The organism is Bradyrhizobium sp. sBnM-33 (genome assembly GCF_032917945.1).
Taxonomy (GTDB): Bacteria; Pseudomonadota; Alphaproteobacteria; order Rhizobiales; family Xanthobacteraceae; genus Bradyrhizobium.
The window spans coordinates 9166928-9184954 of record NZ_CP136624.1 but is presented as its reverse complement, the minus strand read 5'-3'; the positions used below and the strand labels follow the sequence as shown (position 1 = coordinate 9184954).

General features: G+C 61.9%; 20 protein-coding genes. 12 read left to right on the top strand and 8 right to left on the bottom strand.

Features of this window, described 5'->3' with window-relative positions; all coding sequences use genetic code 11:
- Positions 1–1343: 1343 nt before the first annotated feature.
- The gene (gene rpsT / locus RX328_RS43210) at positions 1344–1610 is read right to left on the bottom strand and encodes a 30S ribosomal protein S20 (protein WP_213252808.1); all 267 of its coding nucleotides are present in this window, start codon (positions 1608–1610) and stop codon (positions 1344–1346) included.
- Positions 1611–1983: 373 nt separating this feature from the next.
- Here rpsT and RX328_RS43205 point away from each other — a divergent pair, with 373 nt between their 5' ends.
- The 4 genes from RX328_RS43205 (at position 1984) to RX328_RS43190 (ending at position 5437) form a co-directional block, all read left to right on the top strand.
- A complete protein-coding gene (locus RX328_RS43205; RefSeq protein WP_213252809.1) occupies positions 1984–2301 on the top strand; it encodes a hypothetical protein in 318 nt (105 codons plus the stop codon).
- Positions 2302–2428: 127 nt separating this feature from the next.
- Complete coding sequence (msrA, locus tag RX328_RS43200) at positions 2429–3088, top strand: peptide-methionine (S)-S-oxide reductase MsrA (protein WP_213252810.1); 660 nt, start codon at positions 2429–2431, stop codon at positions 3086–3088.
- Positions 3089–3312: 224 nt separating this feature from the next.
- The gene (locus RX328_RS43195; RefSeq protein WP_213252825.1) at positions 3313–4050 is read left to right on the top strand and encodes a polysaccharide biosynthesis/export family protein; all 738 of its coding nucleotides are present in this window, start codon (positions 3313–3315) and stop codon (positions 4048–4050) included.
- Between the two features lie 379 nt (positions 4051–4429).
- Entirely contained in the window at positions 4430–5437 is a 1008-nt protein-coding gene (locus RX328_RS43190; protein WP_213252811.1) for a Bug family tripartite tricarboxylate transporter substrate binding protein, read from the top strand.
- 128 nt (positions 5438–5565) lie between these two features.
- On the opposite strand, the gene RX328_RS43185 is transcribed toward RX328_RS43190, so the two are convergent.
- From RX328_RS43185 to RX328_RS43170, 4 genes are all read right to left on the bottom strand, one after another.
- Positions 5566–6237, bottom strand: a complete 672-nt coding sequence (locus RX328_RS43185) for a dienelactone hydrolase family protein (protein ID WP_213252812.1) — start codon at positions 6235–6237, stop codon at positions 5566–5568.
- Between the two features lie 60 nt (positions 6238–6297).
- Positions 6298–6642 (bottom strand): hypothetical protein, encoded by a 345-nt coding sequence (locus RX328_RS43180; RefSeq protein WP_213252813.1) that lies wholly within the window; start codon positions 6640–6642, stop codon positions 6298–6300.
- Entirely contained in the window at positions 6639–7427 is a 789-nt protein-coding gene (locus RX328_RS43175) for an alpha/beta fold hydrolase (protein ID WP_213252814.1), read from the bottom strand. The genes RX328_RS43180 and RX328_RS43175 overlap by 4 nt, the downstream gene beginning before the upstream one ends.
- Positions 7428–7617: 190 nt before the next feature.
- Complete coding sequence (locus tag RX328_RS43170) at positions 7618–8229, bottom strand: TetR/AcrR family transcriptional regulator (RefSeq protein ID WP_213252815.1); 612 nt, start codon at positions 8227–8229, stop codon at positions 7618–7620.
- Positions 8230–8326: 97 nt separating this feature from the next.
- Here RX328_RS43170 and RX328_RS43165 point away from each other — a divergent pair, with 97 nt between their 5' ends.
- Together RX328_RS43165 and RX328_RS43160 are read left to right on the top strand one after the other, a co-directional pair.
- Positions 8327–9139 carry an oxidoreductase gene (locus tag RX328_RS43165; RefSeq protein ID WP_213252816.1) on the top strand — a complete coding sequence of 271 codons (813 nt, stop codon included), beginning with the start codon at positions 8327–8329 and terminating at the stop codon, positions 9137–9139.
- A 257-nt stretch (positions 9140–9396) separates the two neighbouring features.
- Positions 9397–10494, top strand: a complete 1098-nt coding sequence (locus RX328_RS43160) for an HD-GYP domain-containing protein (RefSeq protein WP_213252817.1) — start codon at positions 9397–9399, stop codon at positions 10492–10494.
- 181 nt (positions 10495–10675) lie between these two features.
- On the opposite strand, the gene RX328_RS43155 is transcribed toward RX328_RS43160, so the two are convergent.
- The 3 genes from RX328_RS43155 to RX328_RS43145 all read right to left on the bottom strand — a co-directional run bounded on the left by RX328_RS43155 (position 10676) and on the right by RX328_RS43145 (position 14288).
- Positions 10676–12256, bottom strand: a complete 1581-nt coding sequence (locus RX328_RS43155) for an AMP-binding protein (RefSeq protein ID WP_213252818.1) — start codon at positions 12254–12256, stop codon at positions 10676–10678.
- 372 nt (positions 12257–12628) lie between these two features.
- A complete protein-coding gene (locus RX328_RS43150) occupies positions 12629–13660 on the bottom strand; it encodes an IS110 family transposase (RefSeq protein WP_247510610.1) in 1032 nt (343 codons plus the stop codon).
- Between the two features lie 208 nt (positions 13661–13868).
- Positions 13869–14288 (bottom strand): VOC family protein, encoded by a 420-nt coding sequence (locus RX328_RS43145; protein ID WP_213253588.1) that lies wholly within the window; start codon positions 14286–14288, stop codon positions 13869–13871.
- 150 nt (positions 14289–14438) lie between these two features.
- Here RX328_RS43145 and RX328_RS43140 point away from each other — a divergent pair, with 150 nt between their 5' ends.
- From RX328_RS43140 to RX328_RS43115, 6 genes are all read left to right on the top strand, one after another.
- Entirely contained in the window at positions 14439–15416 is a 978-nt protein-coding gene (locus RX328_RS43140; protein ID WP_213253589.1) for a Bug family tripartite tricarboxylate transporter substrate binding protein, read from the top strand.
- A gap of 82 nt (positions 15417–15498) precedes the next feature.
- Positions 15499–15750, top strand: a complete 252-nt coding sequence (locus RX328_RS43135; protein ID WP_213253590.1) for a DUF3551 domain-containing protein — start codon at positions 15499–15501, stop codon at positions 15748–15750.
- Positions 15751–15901: 151 nt separating this feature from the next.
- Positions 15902–16372, top strand: coding sequence for an ArsR/SmtB family transcription factor (locus RX328_RS43130; RefSeq protein WP_213253591.1), 471 nt, complete (start codon positions 15902–15904; stop codon positions 16370–16372).
- Positions 16372–16713: an SRPBCC domain-containing protein gene (locus RX328_RS43125; RefSeq protein WP_213253644.1), complete on the top strand. Its 342-nt coding sequence runs from the start codon at positions 16372–16374 to the stop codon at positions 16711–16713. The genes RX328_RS43130 and RX328_RS43125 overlap by 1 nt, the downstream gene beginning before the upstream one ends.
- A gap of 16 nt (positions 16714–16729) precedes the next feature.
- On the top strand, positions 16730–17467 hold the full coding sequence (locus tag RX328_RS43120) for a DUF899 domain-containing protein (RefSeq protein WP_213253592.1): 738 nt from the start codon (positions 16730–16732) through the stop codon (positions 17465–17467).
- Between the two features lie 149 nt (positions 17468–17616).
- Positions 17617–17979 (top strand): DUF1428 domain-containing protein, encoded by a 363-nt coding sequence (locus tag RX328_RS43115; protein ID WP_213253593.1) that lies wholly within the window; start codon positions 17617–17619, stop codon positions 17977–17979.
- Positions 17980–18027 lie beyond the last annotated feature (48 nt).

Sequence of the window (18027 nt, the reverse complement as noted above, 5' to 3'; positions counted from 1 at the left end):
TGCTTGAGAACTTTTCTGAATGAGTAATGGTGTCTTGTGAAATCGGCTGGCGGTGCCCTTGCAGGTTTCCTGCCAGACGTGACCTCGGCGCGGTGCTTCAACCACCAGACACAGATCTAACGTTCGGCGGAATCGCCGTTGCTCAGATCAAACGCCGGATGGAGTGAGAGAGGCTACCGCGAGGTCAGCGCGTACTCGACGCTCTCAGCGGAGTTCGCGTGGGAGGACGGCCAAAAACATTGTTCAGGGATTCTGAAGCGGTCGCGATGGAAATGAGCGTGCCGAATGTCGCGTTGATTTCGTAAAGCATAGTACCTCCCCCTCTCGCCGCGAAAGTGCGCGGCGAGTAACCACATCACCAGTGTTTCAAAGCCAGTCTGCCGCTACCGAACATCCGCTTGTTCGCCGCTGCGTCCGCCGCGTACCTCAGTCTGTCGTCTTCAACACGTTCACAAGCTCCGCGTTCCCAACCGCTGCATCGTCGGCAAGCATCTTATTCCCCTTGTCTGGAGCGCGCTTGAAACGTGAGCGCCCCCGCGGAAATTTAGACACAGAACAACCGTCCTCATATTGCTATGAGTTACCAACTCAGCTTCGCTTGGAAAGCGTCGCTAACGCGCACACCGCCGCCGATTTGCACGTCCGTTCTTGGGTCTCATACCGCGCTGGTCAGGAGAGCCTAGAGCGTCGCGAACGAGTAACAAATACACCAAGCGCGATTTCTGACAATCCGTGATTCGACGATGTCGCGTGACTCTTCGGCGGTGTTGCAACACTGCAAATGCGACACTCCACACCAAGTTTTTGAATCAGCGCAGAGAATCCCGCGGTGCGAACGAGCGTGACAATTTTCGCCGCACGCGCAAAATTTTTTAAGAAACCGTTACAATCTTGGTTACCGGGACCAATTTTCAAAACGCTTGTCCTCGCTATGTGGATAAGTGATTAGCGAGACGAAGCTTTTCGGAATTGTTTTTGCAGGGTAACTCGCGCGAGCGGTGCGAGCGATCCGGCGGCGCGGGCGGAGGAGGCGGGTGTTGTCTGGTCAGGTGAACCGCCGCGATCGCATTTCTCGCAAATGCGCATGGCAACGCAGGTGCAATAAGTTGCACCTCGTAAAACTACGGGTGCCCGAAATATGACACGCAAGCCGGCGCTCAGCAACGAGACAATTGAATTGTCACAGTCGATCCGGCAAGCGGGTTTTGGTGTGTGCCCGAAATCCAACAGGATGCACGTCCGCGACAGCAATGAATTTCGGGCTCGTGCTCATGCGCCGGCATGGCAAAAAAACGAAAAGCCCGGCGGGGCCGGGCTTTTGACGAATATCTATTTCTGTCAGTTCACTTCGCGAGCTTGGCGATCGCGTGGGTCAGGCGCGACACCTTCCGGCTCGCATTGTTCTTGTGAATGATGTTGCGCTGCGCCGCCTGAATCAGTTCCGGCTCCGCGCGCTTCATCGCTTCCAACGCCGCATTGCGGTCGCCGCTCTTGATCGCTTCCTCGACGGTGCGGACCGCGCCGCGCATCTGGGTGCGACGCGATTTGTTGACAATGGTGCGGCGGGCAATCTTGCGGGTCGCCTTTTTGGCGGAAGTGGTATTGGCCATGTTCTCAACTATCCTTCGGCTGTCATCGCTCGGGTGGTCGGCCCTTGAGCGCGCCGGCCGTTCAAATTGCGTGATCGACGCTGGTTGTGTTTTCCAGGGTGTTCTGACGTAAGCCGTTCTTGAGGGTGCCATAGACGGAAGCCAAAATGCTCCCGCAACCGGCGCTGCTCAAAGAACAGCGGCGGCGGGATTGCGCCCGCCGCCATTGGGGGTCTTATAGAGGGCGCATCCTGCACCGTCAACGCTTTCCGGCCTCCCCGAAAGGTTGAAATGGCGGCGGAAAAGGGCGCGTAAGGTGCTGATGAGGTTGAATTTCCGGGGTGCCCCCGGTATTGGCTGACGGCCTTTGGGGGCGACAGATATAAGGTGACGCATGATCCGCGGTTTTTTCCGGCTTATCGGCCTGCTCCTTCTGGCCGGCGGATTCATCTTCATGGTCTATGACGGGGCCCGTTTCGTTGCCGACCAGACCCTGCGGTTTACCCGGTTCGGCCAGTTCTGGAACGACATCCATCAGTCCAGCCAGCTTGCGTTCCGGACCTGGATCGAGGGTAACGCACCCTGGCTATGGAACAGCGTCATAAAGGTCCTGTTGGACCAGCCGGTCTTTGCCGTGCTGGGCGTGGTCGGTATTCTGCTCATGATCCTGTTCCGGCCTCGCAAGCCGCTGATCGGCTATTCGCGGGACTGACATGGTCGGTGCCGCCCCGAGGCGCCCAGCGTAACAGGGCTGCGGCAACAGGCGTAAAGACATATATAGAAGTCCAACCGGCCGATGCCGTCGTCGCATCCGCCGATGTCCCGCCTGGAGGTACTCCATGTTGTTCATGCGCAAGACCACCGCGTTGCCGAGCGCAGCCGAAGCGCTGCCGGGCCGTGCCACCCCGATCCCGACCGCAACCACGCATTTCGTCAACGGCCGCAAGCTTCAGCCGCCCTATCCCGCCGGCCTCGAACAGGCGGTTTTTGGATTAGGCTGCTTCTGGGGCGCAGAGCGCAAGTTCTGGGAACTCGGCGACGGCATCTATGCGACCGCCGTCGGTTATGCCGGCGGGCATACCCCCAATCCGACCTATGAAGAGGTTTGCTCGGGCCGGACCGGTCATACCGAGGTGGTGCTGGTCGTGTTCGATCCGAAGAAGATCACCTACGAGCAGCTCCTGAAGACGTTCTGGGAAAATCACAACCCGACGCAGGGCATGCGCCAGGGCAACGATGTCGGCACCCAGTATCGCTCGGCGATCTACACGTTTGGCGATGCGCAGCGCCAAGCCGCCGACGCGTCGAAGGCTACGTACCAGAAGGCGCTGGCGGCGAAGGGCCTTGGCGCCATCACCACCGAGATCGCGCCGGCGGGCGAATTCTATTTCGCCGAGGACTATCATCAGCAATATCTCGCCAAGAACCCGGCGGGCTATTGCGGGCTAGGCGGCACCGGCGTGTCCTGCCCGATCGGCGTCGGCGTGAGTGCCGCCTAGGCCGTCATTGCGGGCCAACGGGTCGCGCGAATGCGCGCCCGATGACAGGCTCCGCGAAGCAATCCATCGCTCCACGCAAGGGTAGAATGGATTGCTTCGTCGCTTCGCTCCTAGCAATGACGTATCGTCTCGCCTTGGGTTATGCCAACCAAAAACCGTTTATTAACCATACCCAGTGCATGACTAGAGCTGTCTCGCTTTGAGGGATGGCTCTGGTGCGGGTTGTGCGCGCGTTTCGAATACCGATCACTGCGATCATCACCGCGCTGGCGCTGTCGGGCTGCATGCGCACGACCGGGCCGGTTGCGGTCGCGCAGCAGGGTGATCTCGACCAGATGACCTATGGCCAGCCCGACAGTCCGCCGCCGCGGACGGTCGCGGTCGACTCCGGTGGCGGCGCCATTGGCGCGCTTCGCGCCGCCTTTGCCGCGGCGCCACGCACGGCACCGGCACCCGCCGTCGTTGCCGCGCCTGTCGCCTATGCCGAACCCGCACGATACGACGCGGCCTATCATCTCGATGCCGGCGACAAGCTGCGCGTCGTCGTCTATGGCCAGGAGGGCCTGACCAACACCTACGCGATCGACGCCGGCGGCGCGATCACGATGCCGCTGATCGGTTCGGTGCGGGCGCGCGGCCGCACCACAGCGGGGCTGGCGGCGGAGATTTCAGCGAAACTGCGCGCCGGCTTTATCAGAGAACCATCGGTCGCCGTCGAGATCGAAGCCTATCGGCCGTTCTTTATCCTCGGCGAGGTCGCAGCACCCGGGCAATATCCGTACGTCCCCAACATGACAGTGGAGAGCGCGGTGGCGATCGCCGGCGGCTTTTCGCCGCGCGCCCGCCGCGACAGCGTCACGGTCACACACACCGATGCGTCCGGCACGTCACGTTTCGTCGTTCCGCCCGGCAGCCCGATCAGCCCCGGCGACACCGTGCTGGTCAGCGAGCGCTGGTTCTAATGCGTCAAGCCATTCCGTCGAATTGTCATCTCGACCGCGCTCGTTCCTGAGCATTGCGTCAGGCAAATGCCTCGAATTTGACCAAGAAAATTCACCATCCGCTGCTTGTGAGCGCGAACGCGGCGTTCTGCATCATGTTGCGGAAGCAATCGTAGCGATGGTCTAACTTGCAGTGGCAAACGTGCGGTTTCGCACGTGCCTGGCGTGCTGTTGGAGCCCCGCAGCAGCGTTGAGCCGGTGCGGTGCGATGAATTGGCGCTATGCGCTGAATGCGTTCGAAACCATGTTCCATCTTGCGCTGCAGCGATGTAGAAAGCCGTCGTTCAAATCTAGGCAGCGCCGGTTTGTCGGTAGAGTGCCTGCAATCCGGAGTGTGACCATGAACTATCATTTGCCGGTCCGCGTGGTGCGCGCGGTGAGTGCGGCAGCGTTGCTCGCTTCGATCGCCGTGGCCGCTTTGTGCGCCTCTTCGCATCAAGCATCGGCGGCCGATCCCTATCCGAGCCGCCGCATCACCTTCGTGGTGCCCTATCCTGCGGGCGGCGCCACCGACGTCCTGGCCCGCTTGCTCGCCAACAAATTGCAGGAGTCGTGGAAGCAGACCGTTCTCGTGGAGAACAAGTCGGGCGGCGGCGGCGTGGTCGGCAACGACTATGTGGCGAAGGCACAGCCCGACGGCTACACGGTGCTGATCGGCATTACGCAGATCATTCAGGCGCCGAGCCTCGTTACGAAGCTGCCCTACGATGTCTTCAAGGATCTCGCACCTGTCACCCAGCTCGCTTTGTCGACCATCGTTCTGGTGGTCCCAGAGCAGCAGCCGATCAAGTCCGTCAAGGAGCTGATCGATTATGCCAAGGCGAACCCCGGCAAGCCTTACGGCACCTTCGGCAACGCCACGACGTCCCACCTCTACGGGGAATTGCTCAAGAAGACCGCCAATATCGACATGACCCATGTCCCCTATCGCGGCTCGGCCCCTCTCACGAACGATTTGCTCGCTAACACGGTTACCTCGGCGTTCCAGGACCTGACCACGGCGAGCGCGCAAATCAAGGCGGGCAAGCTCCGGGCGCTGGCGGTTGGCGGCGAGAAGCGCAGGAAAGCGTTGCCCGACGTGCCGACGATGGGCGAACTCGGTTACCCCGGTTTTGAGATCGAAGGCTGGCTTGGCGTGTTCGTGCCTGCCGCAACGCCCAAGGAGATCGTGGCGAAGCTTTCTGCAGAACTCGCCCGCATCATCGCCTCGCCCGAGGGCGTCGCCGGGATCGAGACGCTCAGCCTCGTTCCGGTCGGCGGATCGGCGGAAGCGTTCGAGAATGTCCTGCGCCGCGATTACGAGCGGTGGGCCGATGTCGTGAAGGCCACCGGCGTCAAGGGCGAGTGAGGCGTAGTTGTATCCGTCATTCCGGGATGGTCCGAAGGACCAGACCCGGAATCTCGAGATTCTCAGGTGCGCAATTGCGCACCATAGTTCGCGCGAAGAGCGCGCCCCGGAATGACTCCCTCCGGGCGTCACTTCAAATGCCTGGCGAAAAACGCCAGGCTGCGCGGCCAGGCGATATCGGCGCTGGCCTTGTCGTAGCTGGCGCGTTCGTCGCAGTGAAAGCCGTGCTGCGCGCCCGGATAGATGTGGACTTCGACCTCCGGCCGCTTGGTCTTGATGGTTTCGACGTCGGTTAGCGGAATGCCCGCATCCTTTTCGCCGAAATGCAATTGCGTCGGCACTTGCGGCTTGTCGTCGGCAAAGCGGACGACGGCACCGCCGTAGTAGCCGACCGCGGCAGACAAGCCCGACAGCTTGGTCGCCGCCGCATAGGCGATACTGCCGCCGAGGCAAAACCCGATGATGCCGACCGGGCCGACATCCTTCACGGCGTCAATCGCGGCCTGGGTGTCGCGCAGCATCGCGGCCCAATCCGGATTGGCGACGAACTTTCGTGCGTTTGCAATCTCGTCAGGCGAATAGCTGCACTGGAAGTTTGGTTGCGTGCGATCGAAGATCGAGGGCGCAATCGCGACATAGCCTTCGCCCGCCAATCGGTCGCACACCGAGCGGATGTGGTGGTTGACGCCAAAAATCTCCTGGATCACCACGATCGCCGCTTTCGGCGCACCAGCGGGGTCGGCGCGATAGCCGCCCAGTTTGAAACCGTCCGAAGCCGTAAGTTCGATATCCTGTCCCACGGGTCATCCATTTGCGTTTGAGTTGCACGAAGTCTTGCGAGAAGGTCCATCCAACAGGCGCTACTGCCACATCCAGTTGTGACCCCAGTCGCCCTTCCAGCCGGCTAGCCTGCCCTTGCGAAACTGCAGATAGAGCCGGTCCTTTTTGTAGAACAGCCCGCTGCCGCCGACGTTGCGGAACGCGAGAAAGATTTCATCGCCCGGACGGCCCCTGATGTAATTGAGCGGGACGCCCAGCACGCGGGCGGCTTCATCGGCCTGCATGCCGAACGCAAGCGGGATGTTGTTCGACAGCGTCTCGGTGAACGGTGGCGGGTAGGGGCCGCCGATCGGCGGCAAGTGCTGCGCGGCAGCTTGCGTGAAACTGCTTGCGATAAGAGCGAGGGCTACCGTCGCTGTCTTCATGAAGCGGCCTCCTGTGGTGCCTTGGCATCAAGGCTGTCGAGGAACGGCAGCACCGCGTCGATGAAAGCCTGCGGCTGGTCGATGTTCACGGCGTGGCCGGCAGCCGGGATCACCACCTTCTGCGCGCCGGGAATCTTGGCTGCCATGTAGTCGGAGGCGGCGAGGAACTGCGTGTCGTCGGCGCCGACCACGATCAGCGACGGCACCTTGATATCGGGCAAGGATTCAATCACGCGGGCATCGCGCTGGGTCAGCATGCCGCGCGCGGCGCGCGCCAGTCCCGACGCATCGCGATGGGTGACGCTGGAGCGTTCCCGGCTGGCCGATTTCAAAACCTCCAGGCCCTCGCGCTCGAAGCGGTCGCCGGTATCGTATGCGCGCTTGTTCCAGACTTCGCGGGCATCGTCCTTCTTGAAGCCTGGGCCGGTGTCGATGATCAGCAGCGCGCGGACGCGACTTGGATGGGCGCGGTAGAACGCCAGCGACATGTAGCCGCCCAGCGAGAGCCCGCCGACGATCGCCCTGTCAGCGCCGACGGCGTCAAGCAGCGCCGCCATGTCGGCAACCGTCAGCGCTTCGCTATAGGCTGCGGGATCACTGGGATAATCGGACTGGCCGTGGCCGCGCATGTCCCACAACACGAGCTTGTGATGCTTCGACAAGGCTGCGATCTGGCCCTGCCACATCCCACTGGTCGATGAATAGCCGTGGGTCAAGAGCAACGGTGGGCCGGAGCCGTGAACCTCGTAATAGATGCGGACACCGTCGCGATCGCTTGTCGGCATTGCGGCTCCCTGGGAGTTCCCATGCAATTGTCGGCCTCATCCTAGCGCGATCTGATCGCGATTGGGAAATGCGGAAAGCGAGGGTGGTATCGGCGCATCGATAAGACCAGACCGCTTGTTGACGGCAGCCCGCACTGCTCCACCGCGAACGATACGAGCATCGGCTCGCGATCTCGGCCGCTTTATCATTTCATCCTTGTACCCCTTCATGTTCGACAGAATCGTCAGTCAAGCCGGCAAGCGTAGTTGCCGCACGAATGCCCGCAGCAAGCATCGCATCGGATAAATCCGGGTCATCGACGGCCCGCGAAAGCTGAAGCGTTCCGATGAAGACGGCAAGGATAGCGATCGCCGTATCCTGCGATTCGGAGATGGAGCCATTCTGTGGCAGCCGTCGCGTCAGCTGCTCAATCAGTGTGCGTAATCGAGCGGTGTAAGCCTTCCGGATGGAGTGGGGCTGGCGAGCAATTTCGGGCAGTAGCGCCGCGGAGGCGCAGCCGGTGCCCGGCCGGTCACGATGGTGCTGAGACAAATAAGAACGGATCAGGTGAGCCAATGCGCCCGGCTTGGGGTTGGGTTCGGCCAGGCTTTGCAGTTGGTCGGCGAGCGCTCGATCGAGGCCTTCCCTGACCAGGTCGCTTTTCGAGCGGAAGTGCGAGTAGAACCCGCCGTTCGTCAGTCCTGCCTCCGCCATGATTCCGGTCATTCCGGCGGCAGCAATGCCGTCCCGTCTGAACCTCTTCGCTGCAGCCTTCACGATTCGCTCGTGCGAGGTCTCTTTTTGCCCCTTGGCGTAGCGCATAGTGGATCCTCCGGTCAAAAGCCTATTGAATTATGATCGTCATGTGATATTTATACCTTAATTTAAGCGGCTGTTCAATGCGTCCATGGAGGTTCTCATGCAGCAAAACGGTAAAGTGGCGATGGTGACCGGGGCTTCCACGGGCATTGGGCTGGCGTCAGCAAAGGCCTTGCGCGAGGCTGGATTTCGCGTGTTCGGCACCAGCCGACGGATGGCCGCAAGTGGCCCCGACGGCATTGCGATGGTCGCTTGCGATGTGACCGATGACGGTTCAGTGAAGCTTGCCGTCGACAAGGTGCTCGATCGGGCGGGCAGGATCGACGTTCTGGTCAACAACGCCGGGACGGGCCTGATGGGCGGGGCTGAAGAATCGTCAATTGGTCAAGCCCAGGCGCTGTTCGACGTAAACCTCTTCGGGGTCATGCGCATGAGCAATGCGGTCCTGCCGCACATGCGAGCACGGAAAGGTGGAAGGATCATCAATATAAGTTCGGTGCTTGGCCTGATACCAGCGCCGTTCTCGGCGCTCTACGCCTCAACAAAGCATGCTCTCGAAGGCTACTCGGAATCTCTCGATCACGAGGTGCGGAGCTTCGGCATCCGGGTTTGCTTACTGGAGCCGGCGTATACCAGCACCTCCTTCGAACAGAACATGGTGCTTCCCGACCAGGCATTGGATGCGTATGTCTCGGCACGAAAACGCGCCGTCGCAGTTATGCAGGAAGTGATGAAGACGGCGGATAGGCCCGAAGTGGTCGCCAAGAGAGTGGTGGAGGCCGCGACGACAGCATCGCCTCGTCACCGATATACCTGCGGCAAAATGGCTGGCCAGGTGAGCGTGCTGCGCCGTTTTGTTCCGGAGCGCATGTTCGACAAGAGCCTTCGTAAGCAAATGGGGCTGCCGGTATAGCCGTTCACGCGCCCGCGCTCGGCAACGTCATCTTCAACGCCTGCGGCGCGCGCATCCGCTCGTCACGGCGTACTGGATCATCCGCTTTCGCGGATGATGACAGTTGCGGGAGTAGCGTGGGTGCAGCGCATCACGAACCAGATCGCTAGAATTTTAGCGTTCACATTAGCCTATCTTCACGATGCCTCTTAAGCCCCGGGGAACTCCTTATCCGCTAGGCTCGGTTGCAAGTCATCACCGCTAGGGTCTGGGGTTTCATGACATCCGCAACCAACAAGGCTTCGACCAGGCGCCGGCTATTGCTCGCTTCGGATCGGAGCGATCAGAGCAGCGAACTCGCCAGCATCCTGCGATCCGTCGGTCAGGTCGACACCATCGCGACTTCTGACATTCCCGACAGCCCGGAACGGGACCTGGCGGGCATCGTGGTCGATATCAACCTGCGCTCCGCCGAGAGCGTACAACTGGTGCGCAACAAGCTGCGGGCCGAGGCCTATCGCGAGATGCCGCGGCTGTTCGTGCTGGCGGACGCGCTTCACCACGGATCGATGCAGGCCTGGGCGCTCGGCGCCACCGACACGATCGCGCGGCCGTTCGATGCGCAGGGCATCCTGCAGCGGATCCGCGCCGCGTTTCCGGACAGCGACGGCTACGACGAGACCGATCGCGGCAAGGCCCTCAACAGGGGCGTCGAGGCGGCGCATGCCGTGATGGTCAAGATCTTCGAAAAGCTTCCGGCCGGCGTTCCCCTAAAGTTCAGCGACATCATCGAGGCCGAGAGCAAGATTCTTAAGGCGATCAAGCATTCGTCATTGCGGGAATGGCTGACGACGGTCGGCTGCCATCACACCGGCAGCTACCGTCATTGTCTCTTCGTCACCGGCTTTGCAGTGGCGTATGCGCAGCATCTCGGCATGCGCGACGACGACCAGCGCCGTCTCGCCCGCGCAGCCCTGCTGCACGACGTCGGTAAGGCGTTCGTTCCGGTGGGGATCCTGGACAAGCCGGGTCCGTTGACGTTGGAAGAGATGGAAGAGATGCGCCAGCATCCGCGCCGCGGCTACGACGCGCTGTCCGCGCAAGGCGGCTTCCCGCCCGAAATGCTCGACGTGGTGCTGCACCACCACGAATTCCTCGATGGCACCGGATATCCCAACGGGTTGAGCGGCAAGGAGATCAGCGACATCGTGAGGCTGACCACGATCGTGGACATCTACGCGGCCCTCGTCGAGAAGCGCGCCTACCGGCTGCAGTTCACCCATGCCCGGGCCTACGGCATGATGGAAGAAATGGGCGATAAGCTCGACCAGCATTTGCTGCACGCCTTCCGCCCGGTGGCGTTCGGGTATTATTGAGGGGCTGCCGGATTCCCTGGCGATCCGCGCCATTTTATGAATGGCCCGAAGAATCTGCCGCTCCGGTTCGAGGTGGATTGAACTGTCACCCGTCATTCCCGGGCGATGCGAAGCATCGAACCCGGAATCTCGAGGTTCCGGGTTCAACGCTGCGCGTTGCCCCGGGACGACGCGGAAAGCCTCACCCCAGCATCTTCCGCAATTCCGCCTTTGCCACCTTCTCCAGCGTCGAGCGCGGCATGTCGTCCACCAAATGAATTTCGCGCGGCACCTTGAAATCGGCGAGGGCGGTTCTGCAGGCGGCCATCACGGTGTCGTGCAGATCGCGAGGCGCGCCCGCCACACCGGCTTGCGGAATGATGAAGACAACGGGCACTTCATCCAGCATCGGGTGCTTCTTCGCCACCACCGCAGCCTCGCGCACGCCCGGCACCACCGCGATCACCTGTTCGATCTCGGAGGCCGCGACGTTCTCGCCACCGACCTTGAGCATGTCCTTGGTACGATCGCCGAACCTGATGAAGCCGTTCTCGAGCAGCGTGACACGGTCGCCGGTGATGAAATAGCCGTGCTCGTCAAAACTCTCGCGCGTAGCTTCTTCGTTGTGGAGATACTCTGAAAACAATGACAGGCCGGGAATGCCCTTGATCAGGAGATTGCCGGTGCCGCCGACGGGCGTCGGCGTGCCGTCGTCTTCGACGATGCGGATCTGATATTCCGGCGCGGCGCGGCCGATCGACATCGGCGTATTGGGCTGATCGACCTCGCCGACGATGCCGTGGGTGATGGTTTCCGTCATGCCCCACCAGCCGATCGTCTTGACGCCGAAGGCAGCGAATGGCGGCGGCTCGGATACTGCGGTGCCCCAGAGCCGGAATTTGTGGTTGTTCGGAATCTCGTGTTCCAGCAGCGCCTTCATGCAGAAGGGAATCGTCGAGGTCCAGGTGCAGTTGTGCTCGAGCGCCACGCCCCAGAATCGGCCCGCCGAAAACCGCGGCTGGATCACGCATGTCGCGCCGACCCACAATGACGCCAACATCGAATAGGCAAGCGCGTTGGTGTGAAACAGCGGCAGATAGGTCTGGTGCACGTCGCCAGCACGCAGGTCCTCATGCGCGGCATTGATCTTGGCGCCCCACAATGCGTTGGCATGCGTCCACAGCACTGCCTTTGGCCGCGACGTCGTGCCGGAGGTATACTGAACGCTGCACGGCGCGAACGGATCGGTGGCGCGGCGCGGCCGGTCGGCGCTGTCGGCGAAGAGTTGCTCAAAACTGTCGCCGCGCGGCGCTGCCCGCGCCGGCGTACTGCCAGCGTCATGCGAGATCACGGCGATCCAGCGCAGGCCGCGGCAATTGGCGGAGATCAGTTCGGCATAGGCAGGCTGGGTGATGGCGGCGACCGCGCCGCAATGACCGGCGAAATATTCCATCTCGGCTGCCGCCGAGCGGGTGTTGGTGGTGACCGCGATCGCGCCGAGTTCAACGCAGGCGAACCAGGCCAGCATGGCCTCGATGCAATTGTCGAGATGGATCAGAACATATTCGCCGGGCTTGATGCCGCGTTTGGCCAGTCCTGCGGAAAGTTGGCCAACCCGCTCGTGAAATTCACCATAAGACCAGCTCCGCGCCGGCGCCTCGAACGGCGCCCAGATCAGGAATGGATGGTTGCGGCGGCTTTCGGCGCGCATCCGCAGCAGCCACGGCACATCAAGCCCTGCGAACGGCCCGACAATGCCTGGTGCGGCTTGTGAAATTGGCATGATTCCTCCCGCGCGGCTCTACGGCCGCCTTGGCTTTTGCTTGGGAGTATTTCTGCCATCGGATGGCGCGACGGGCAAATCGGGATTCTGCAGGGCTCTCACCACGTCATGTATGGACGGCCCCCTCTCGGCAAGGGCTTTTTGGTGCTTCGGCAATGGATCGGGGAGCGGTCATGTATACGGCCTCGAGAAGCGGCCATTGACCGCGGGCCCTGATGGAGATCGCGGATCGAATTCCAATCATTGCGGCGCGCTGTGACGCGCGATGACGTGTCGGAGTGTTTCGATCCTGGTTTCCTGACCATTTGCCATCACACCTTAATTGCCCTTCCGATAGGGATGAGCGCGAGCGCGGCGGCTGTCGCCCTTCAACTAGGCAGCAGCCGGCGCGCTCGCGCGGTCTCGGTAAACTTCTCCTTTGCTCAGCATGGCCCAGAGGATGCGCGCGGCTTTAGCGGCGAACGCCACCATGGCGACCTTGTAAGGCCGCCGCGCCAAAAGATCGCGCAGCCACGGGTCGCTGACGCCGCGCCTCTTTTGCTGCCGCAGATGGGCGCTGGCTCCGCTGATCAGCAGCGCGCGCAACATACGATCTCCCTGTTTGGAGATACGCCCTGGGCGATGCTTGCCGCCAGTACCGTGGTCCTTGCCGGTGAGCCCGATCCAGGCGGCGAAGTCCCGACCGGAGCGAAACACCTTCGCATCGGGCACTTTGGCCAACACCGTACTGGCGATGATCGGGCCGACGCCTGGGACTTCCATCAGCCGGCGCGCGTCCCGATCGCATCTGGCAGCCTTCGCGATCTGCCGTTCAAGCACGCGTTCATCGGCATTGAGCGCCTGCCAGTGCTGCGCCAGCATCAACAGAGCACATCGCATCATCTCCGGAATCTCTTCGCTCGGCTCCTCAAGCTTGGCCATCAGCTCACACAGCCCCTGATGTCCTTGCGCGGCCACGATCCCGAGCTCGCTCAGCGCTGCCCGCAAGGCGTTTGCCACCATCGTCCGCTGGCGAACCAGCAAGGCACGTGTGCCATGAACCGCCAGCGTGGCCTGTTGCTCGACGCTCTTCACCGGAACAAAGCGCATCGTCGGCCGGCCCACTGCCTCGCAGACACCTTCCGCATCCCGGCCGTCGTTCTTGTTGCGCTTGACGTAGGGCTTCACATAGGCCGGCGGCATCAGTCGCACCTCATGGCCATAGCGCCTGATCACCCGGGCCCAATGATGTGCGCTCCCGCAAGCCTCCATGCCAACCAGGCACGGTGGCAACCCCGCAAAGAACTTCTCTACGGCAGCCCGCCTGAGCTGCCGCCTCAGCACAACCCTTCCCGATGCATCAATCCCGTGAACCTGAAACACGTTCTTAGCCAGATCCAACCCAATCGTGCTAATCTTCGTCATGGACGGTCCCCTTGTCTGGTTCGACTCAGCATCGCCAGTCTGGCACATCGATGCCGTTCGGGGGCCGTCCACCCCATCATTGCGAGCCACCGGGTCGCGCGTATGCGCGCCCGATGACAGGCTCCGCGAAGCAATCCAGACCGTCCGCGGGACGGTATGGATTGCTTCGTCGCTGGCGCTCCTCGCAACGACGGGGAGAGAGCGATGCCTACTTCGCCCCATCCTCATACGACGAAATCTCGATCAAGCTCCCGTCCGGATCCCGGCAATAGACCGAGCGCAGCGTGCCGCGGGCGCCTTGCTTCGCGACCGGGCCTTCCTCGATCGCGACGCCGTTGGCCTTCAGATGCGCCACGACTTCGTCCGGCGTGCTCGACGTCAGGAAGCACAAATCGTCGCTGCCTGCGGTTTCGTGATCGGCCGTGAACCACTCGACCTTGTCGGCGTCGCGCGGCCGCACGTTGATCTTCTGATTCCCAAACACCAGCGAGGTCCGCGGCGTTTTGCCCGGACCCGCATCGAACACCTTGACCTCCATGCCGAGGATCTTCCGGTACCACTCGGCGGAGCGCGCCACGTCGGACACATTGATGACGAGATGGTCGAGAGCGTTAACCCTGACAGGCATGCCTTATCCTTTCGTCGCGGTCGGCGACGCTGCGCCCCACTGGCCGCACCCGGGTTTGTTTGTTACAACGCGCGCCGCGTTCGGTTCAATAGAGCCGCGCCTCAATAGAAACGGACCGGGCCTGAACCCCGGCCTCCAAGGAGAAGTTTTATGATTTCACGCCGTACCGCGATTTGCCTGGCCGTCATCGGCCTTTCCACTGCCGTTTCGATCGGCAGCGTTTCGGCGGCGGATTATCCGACCCGGCCGGTGAAATGGGTCGTCGGATATCCGCCGGGCGGCGCGACCGACATCATCGCGCGGCTGATCGGACAGCGGCTTTCCGAGCGGCTTGGCCAGCAATTCGTGATCGAGAACAAGCCCGGCGCCGGCAACAACATCGCGACCGAATCCGTCATCAACGCCGAGCCGGATGGCTATACTTTGCTGCTGGTCAATCCCGCGAACTACATCAACGCCACGCTCTATGCCAATCTGAAATTCAATCTCGTGCGCGATCTCGCGCCGATCGCGGCGTTCAACCGCGTGCCGAACGTGATGACCGTCAACAAGGATGTTCCGGCCAAGACGGTCGCCGAGTTCATCGCCTACGTAAAGGCCAATCCCGGCAAGGTGAACCTGGCTTCGTCGGGCAACGGCACCTCGGTGCATCTGTCCGGCGAAATGTTCATGGCGATGACGGGCGCCAAGATGCAGCACGTGCCCTATCGCGGCGCCGCGCCTGCCATCACCGATCTGCTCGGCGGCCAGGTCCAGGTGATCTTCGATAACATGCCCTCGATCCTTCAGCATGTCCGCGCCGGCTCGGTGCGGGCGCTGGCCGTCACCAGCACGGCGAAGTCGCCGTTATTGCCTGACGTGCCGGTGCTTGCCGACACCGTTCCCGGCTATGAGGCGAGCGCGCTGTTCGGCGTCGGCGCACCGAAGAACACGCCCAAGGAGGTCATCGCCAAGCTGAACAAGGAGATCAACGAGATCCTCGCCGAGCCGGCGATCAAGGCCAAGCTGACCGATCTCGGCGGCGAGCCGCTGATCGGGCCGCCGGAGGCGTTCGGCAAGATGATCGTGGCCGAAACCGAAAAGTGGAAGAAGGTGATCGAGGAAGCCAAGGTCGAAAAAGTGCAGTGATCTTCGTCACGGAACATTGGCAGGGCCGCGTTGTTTTATGGCAAAGGTGACGCGGCCTTGCGTCATGTGAAGGAGATCGAAGATGCGTAACGCAATAGCAGCGGCATTGGCGCTGTCGGCGACAGTCGCCACCATCGCGGGCAGTTCACCCGCGGCGGCCTATGACTATCCCTATTGCCTCCAGGGTCGGGGCATCGGCATTCCCGGCGATTGCTCGTACGCTACCTATGGCCAGTGCATGGCATCGGCGTCAGGACGCGCGCTCTACTGCAACGTCAATCCGCGCTTCGCCTACGGGCAGCAGCGGCGGATGCGGGTTTATCGGGACTATTGATCGCGCCTCGCAACCCTTCCGCATGATGGCCGGACGAGAGCGCTGTTCGCGCTGAACGATCCGGCCATCGGTGTTTCTTCTTCCTCTACTCCCGACTTCGTGATGCACACGCCGGCTTGACGGTGCCTTGTTTGGCGCTATACTAAACCACATGGTTAAGTATCAAGAGGACGTTCTGGACCGCACTTTTGCCGCGCTGTCCGATCCGACGCGGCGCGCGCTGCTGGCGCGGCTCGGCGACCGCGAAAGCCTGTCGGTCAGCGAATTGGCGCAACCGTTTTCGATATCACTGCCCGCGATCATGAAGCATCTCGATGTGCTGTCGGACGCCGGCCTGATCGCCCGCGAAAAGACCGGCCGTACGGTTGCGTGCCGGCTGACCGCCAGCCCGATGGAGCAGGCGATGGTCTGGCTCGATCGCTACCAGCGCTTCTGGTCCGACAATCTCGACCGCCTTGCCGCTTTTGTGGAGGAAGACCCATGGCCACCCAGTCAAGCCTTGCCAAGCAAGACCCTGCCCGCGACGCCGAACTCGCCGCGCGGCCCAGCCTCACGCTCACGCGCCGGTTCAGCGCGACGCCCGAAAAAGTCTACGCCGCGTGGGCCGACCCGCAAAAGCTAGTGCAATGGTTCGGGCCGACCTCAGTGGAGGAGGGCTCGGTCAAGGCCGACATCGATCTGCGCGTCGGCGGCCACTACCGCATCAGCTTCCGCGCCAACGGCGATTACAACGAGGTCGGCGGCATCTATCGCGAGGTCGTTCCAAACCAGCGGCTGGTCTTCAGCTGGGCATGGCATTCGACGCCGGAGCGTGAATCGCTGGTGACCATTTCGATCAAGCCGGAAGGCAGCGGTTCGCTGCTCGTCTTCAATCACGCGCAGTTCGTCGACGAGAAGGCGCGCGACAATCACCAGCGCGGCTGGACGGAACTCCTTGGCAAGCTTGAAAGCTACCTGGCCTGAACAAGAGGAGCCGATTATGCAACCGCACACCGTCGTCTCCCGCGAAGAGTGGATCGCCGCCCGCAAGGCGCACCTTGCGCATGAGAAGGAATACACCAAAGCGCGCGAGCGCCTGAACGAGGAGCGCCGCGCGCTGCCGTGGGTCAAGGTCGAGAAGAACTATATGTTCGACGGGCCTGACGGGAAGGTGTCGCTCGGCGACCTGTTCAAGGGACGCAACCAACTCGTAGTGCAGCATCTAATGTTCGCGCCCGACTGGAATGAGGCCTGCAAGAGCTGCTCGTTCTGGGCTGACGGGTTCGACCGCATGATTCCGCATCTGGCCGCCCGCGACACCACGATGGTCGCGATCTCGCGCGCGCCGCTGCAAAAGCTTACCGCATTCAAGCAGCGGATGGGTTGGACCTTCGATTGGCTGTCGTCGGGTGCAAATGAGTTCAATTACGATTACGGCGTCTCGTTCACGCCCGAGCAGCTCAAGTCGGGCACCACGCTCTATAATTTCGGCACCACGCCCTTCGGCGGCGAAGAGGCGCCGGGCATCAGCGTGTTCTACCGCGACGAGGCCGGGACCGTCTTCCACACCTATTCCTGTTTCTCGCGCGGCCTCGACATGATGAACGCCGCCTATCACTATCTCGACCTCACCCCGCTTGGACGTCACGAGGAAGGCCTGCCCTATCCGATGGATTGGGTGCGGCTACGTGACCAGTACCAGCCCGCGCCAGTTCATGCATCTTGTTGTCATGGTTGAAAGCGTCTGACCGTCATTGCGAGCGAAGCGAAGCAATCCATCGGGCCGCAAAGGAGGATGGATTGCTTCGTCGCTTCAGCGCAAAATTGCTTTGCAATTTTGTCGCGAGCTCTCGCAATGACGGCGAGAAATGTGAAGAGGAACTCCGCATGCCCTACGTCGATGGCTTCATCGTTCCCGTACCGAAGAAGAATCTCGAAGCCTACTCCCGCCTGTCGAAGAAGTGCGGCAAGATCTGGCGTGAATACGGTGCGCTGGACTATCGCGAATGGGTCGCCGAGGACGTCAAGGTCGGCAAGTTCACCTCGTTCCCGCGCAGCGTCAAGCTGAAGCCGGGTGAGACCGTCGTGTTCGCCTGGATCACCTACAAGTCGCGCGCCCAGCGCGACAAGATCAACGCCAAGGTGATGGCGGACCCGCGGCTCAATGAAATGATGGATCCGAAATCGAAGCCGCCGTTCGACGGCAAGCGGATGATCTTCGGCGGATTCGAGAGCCTGGTGAAGGTGTAGCGGGACTGCGCTTCGGCGTCAGTGGGGCGCGATGGCCCGTGGAAAGCT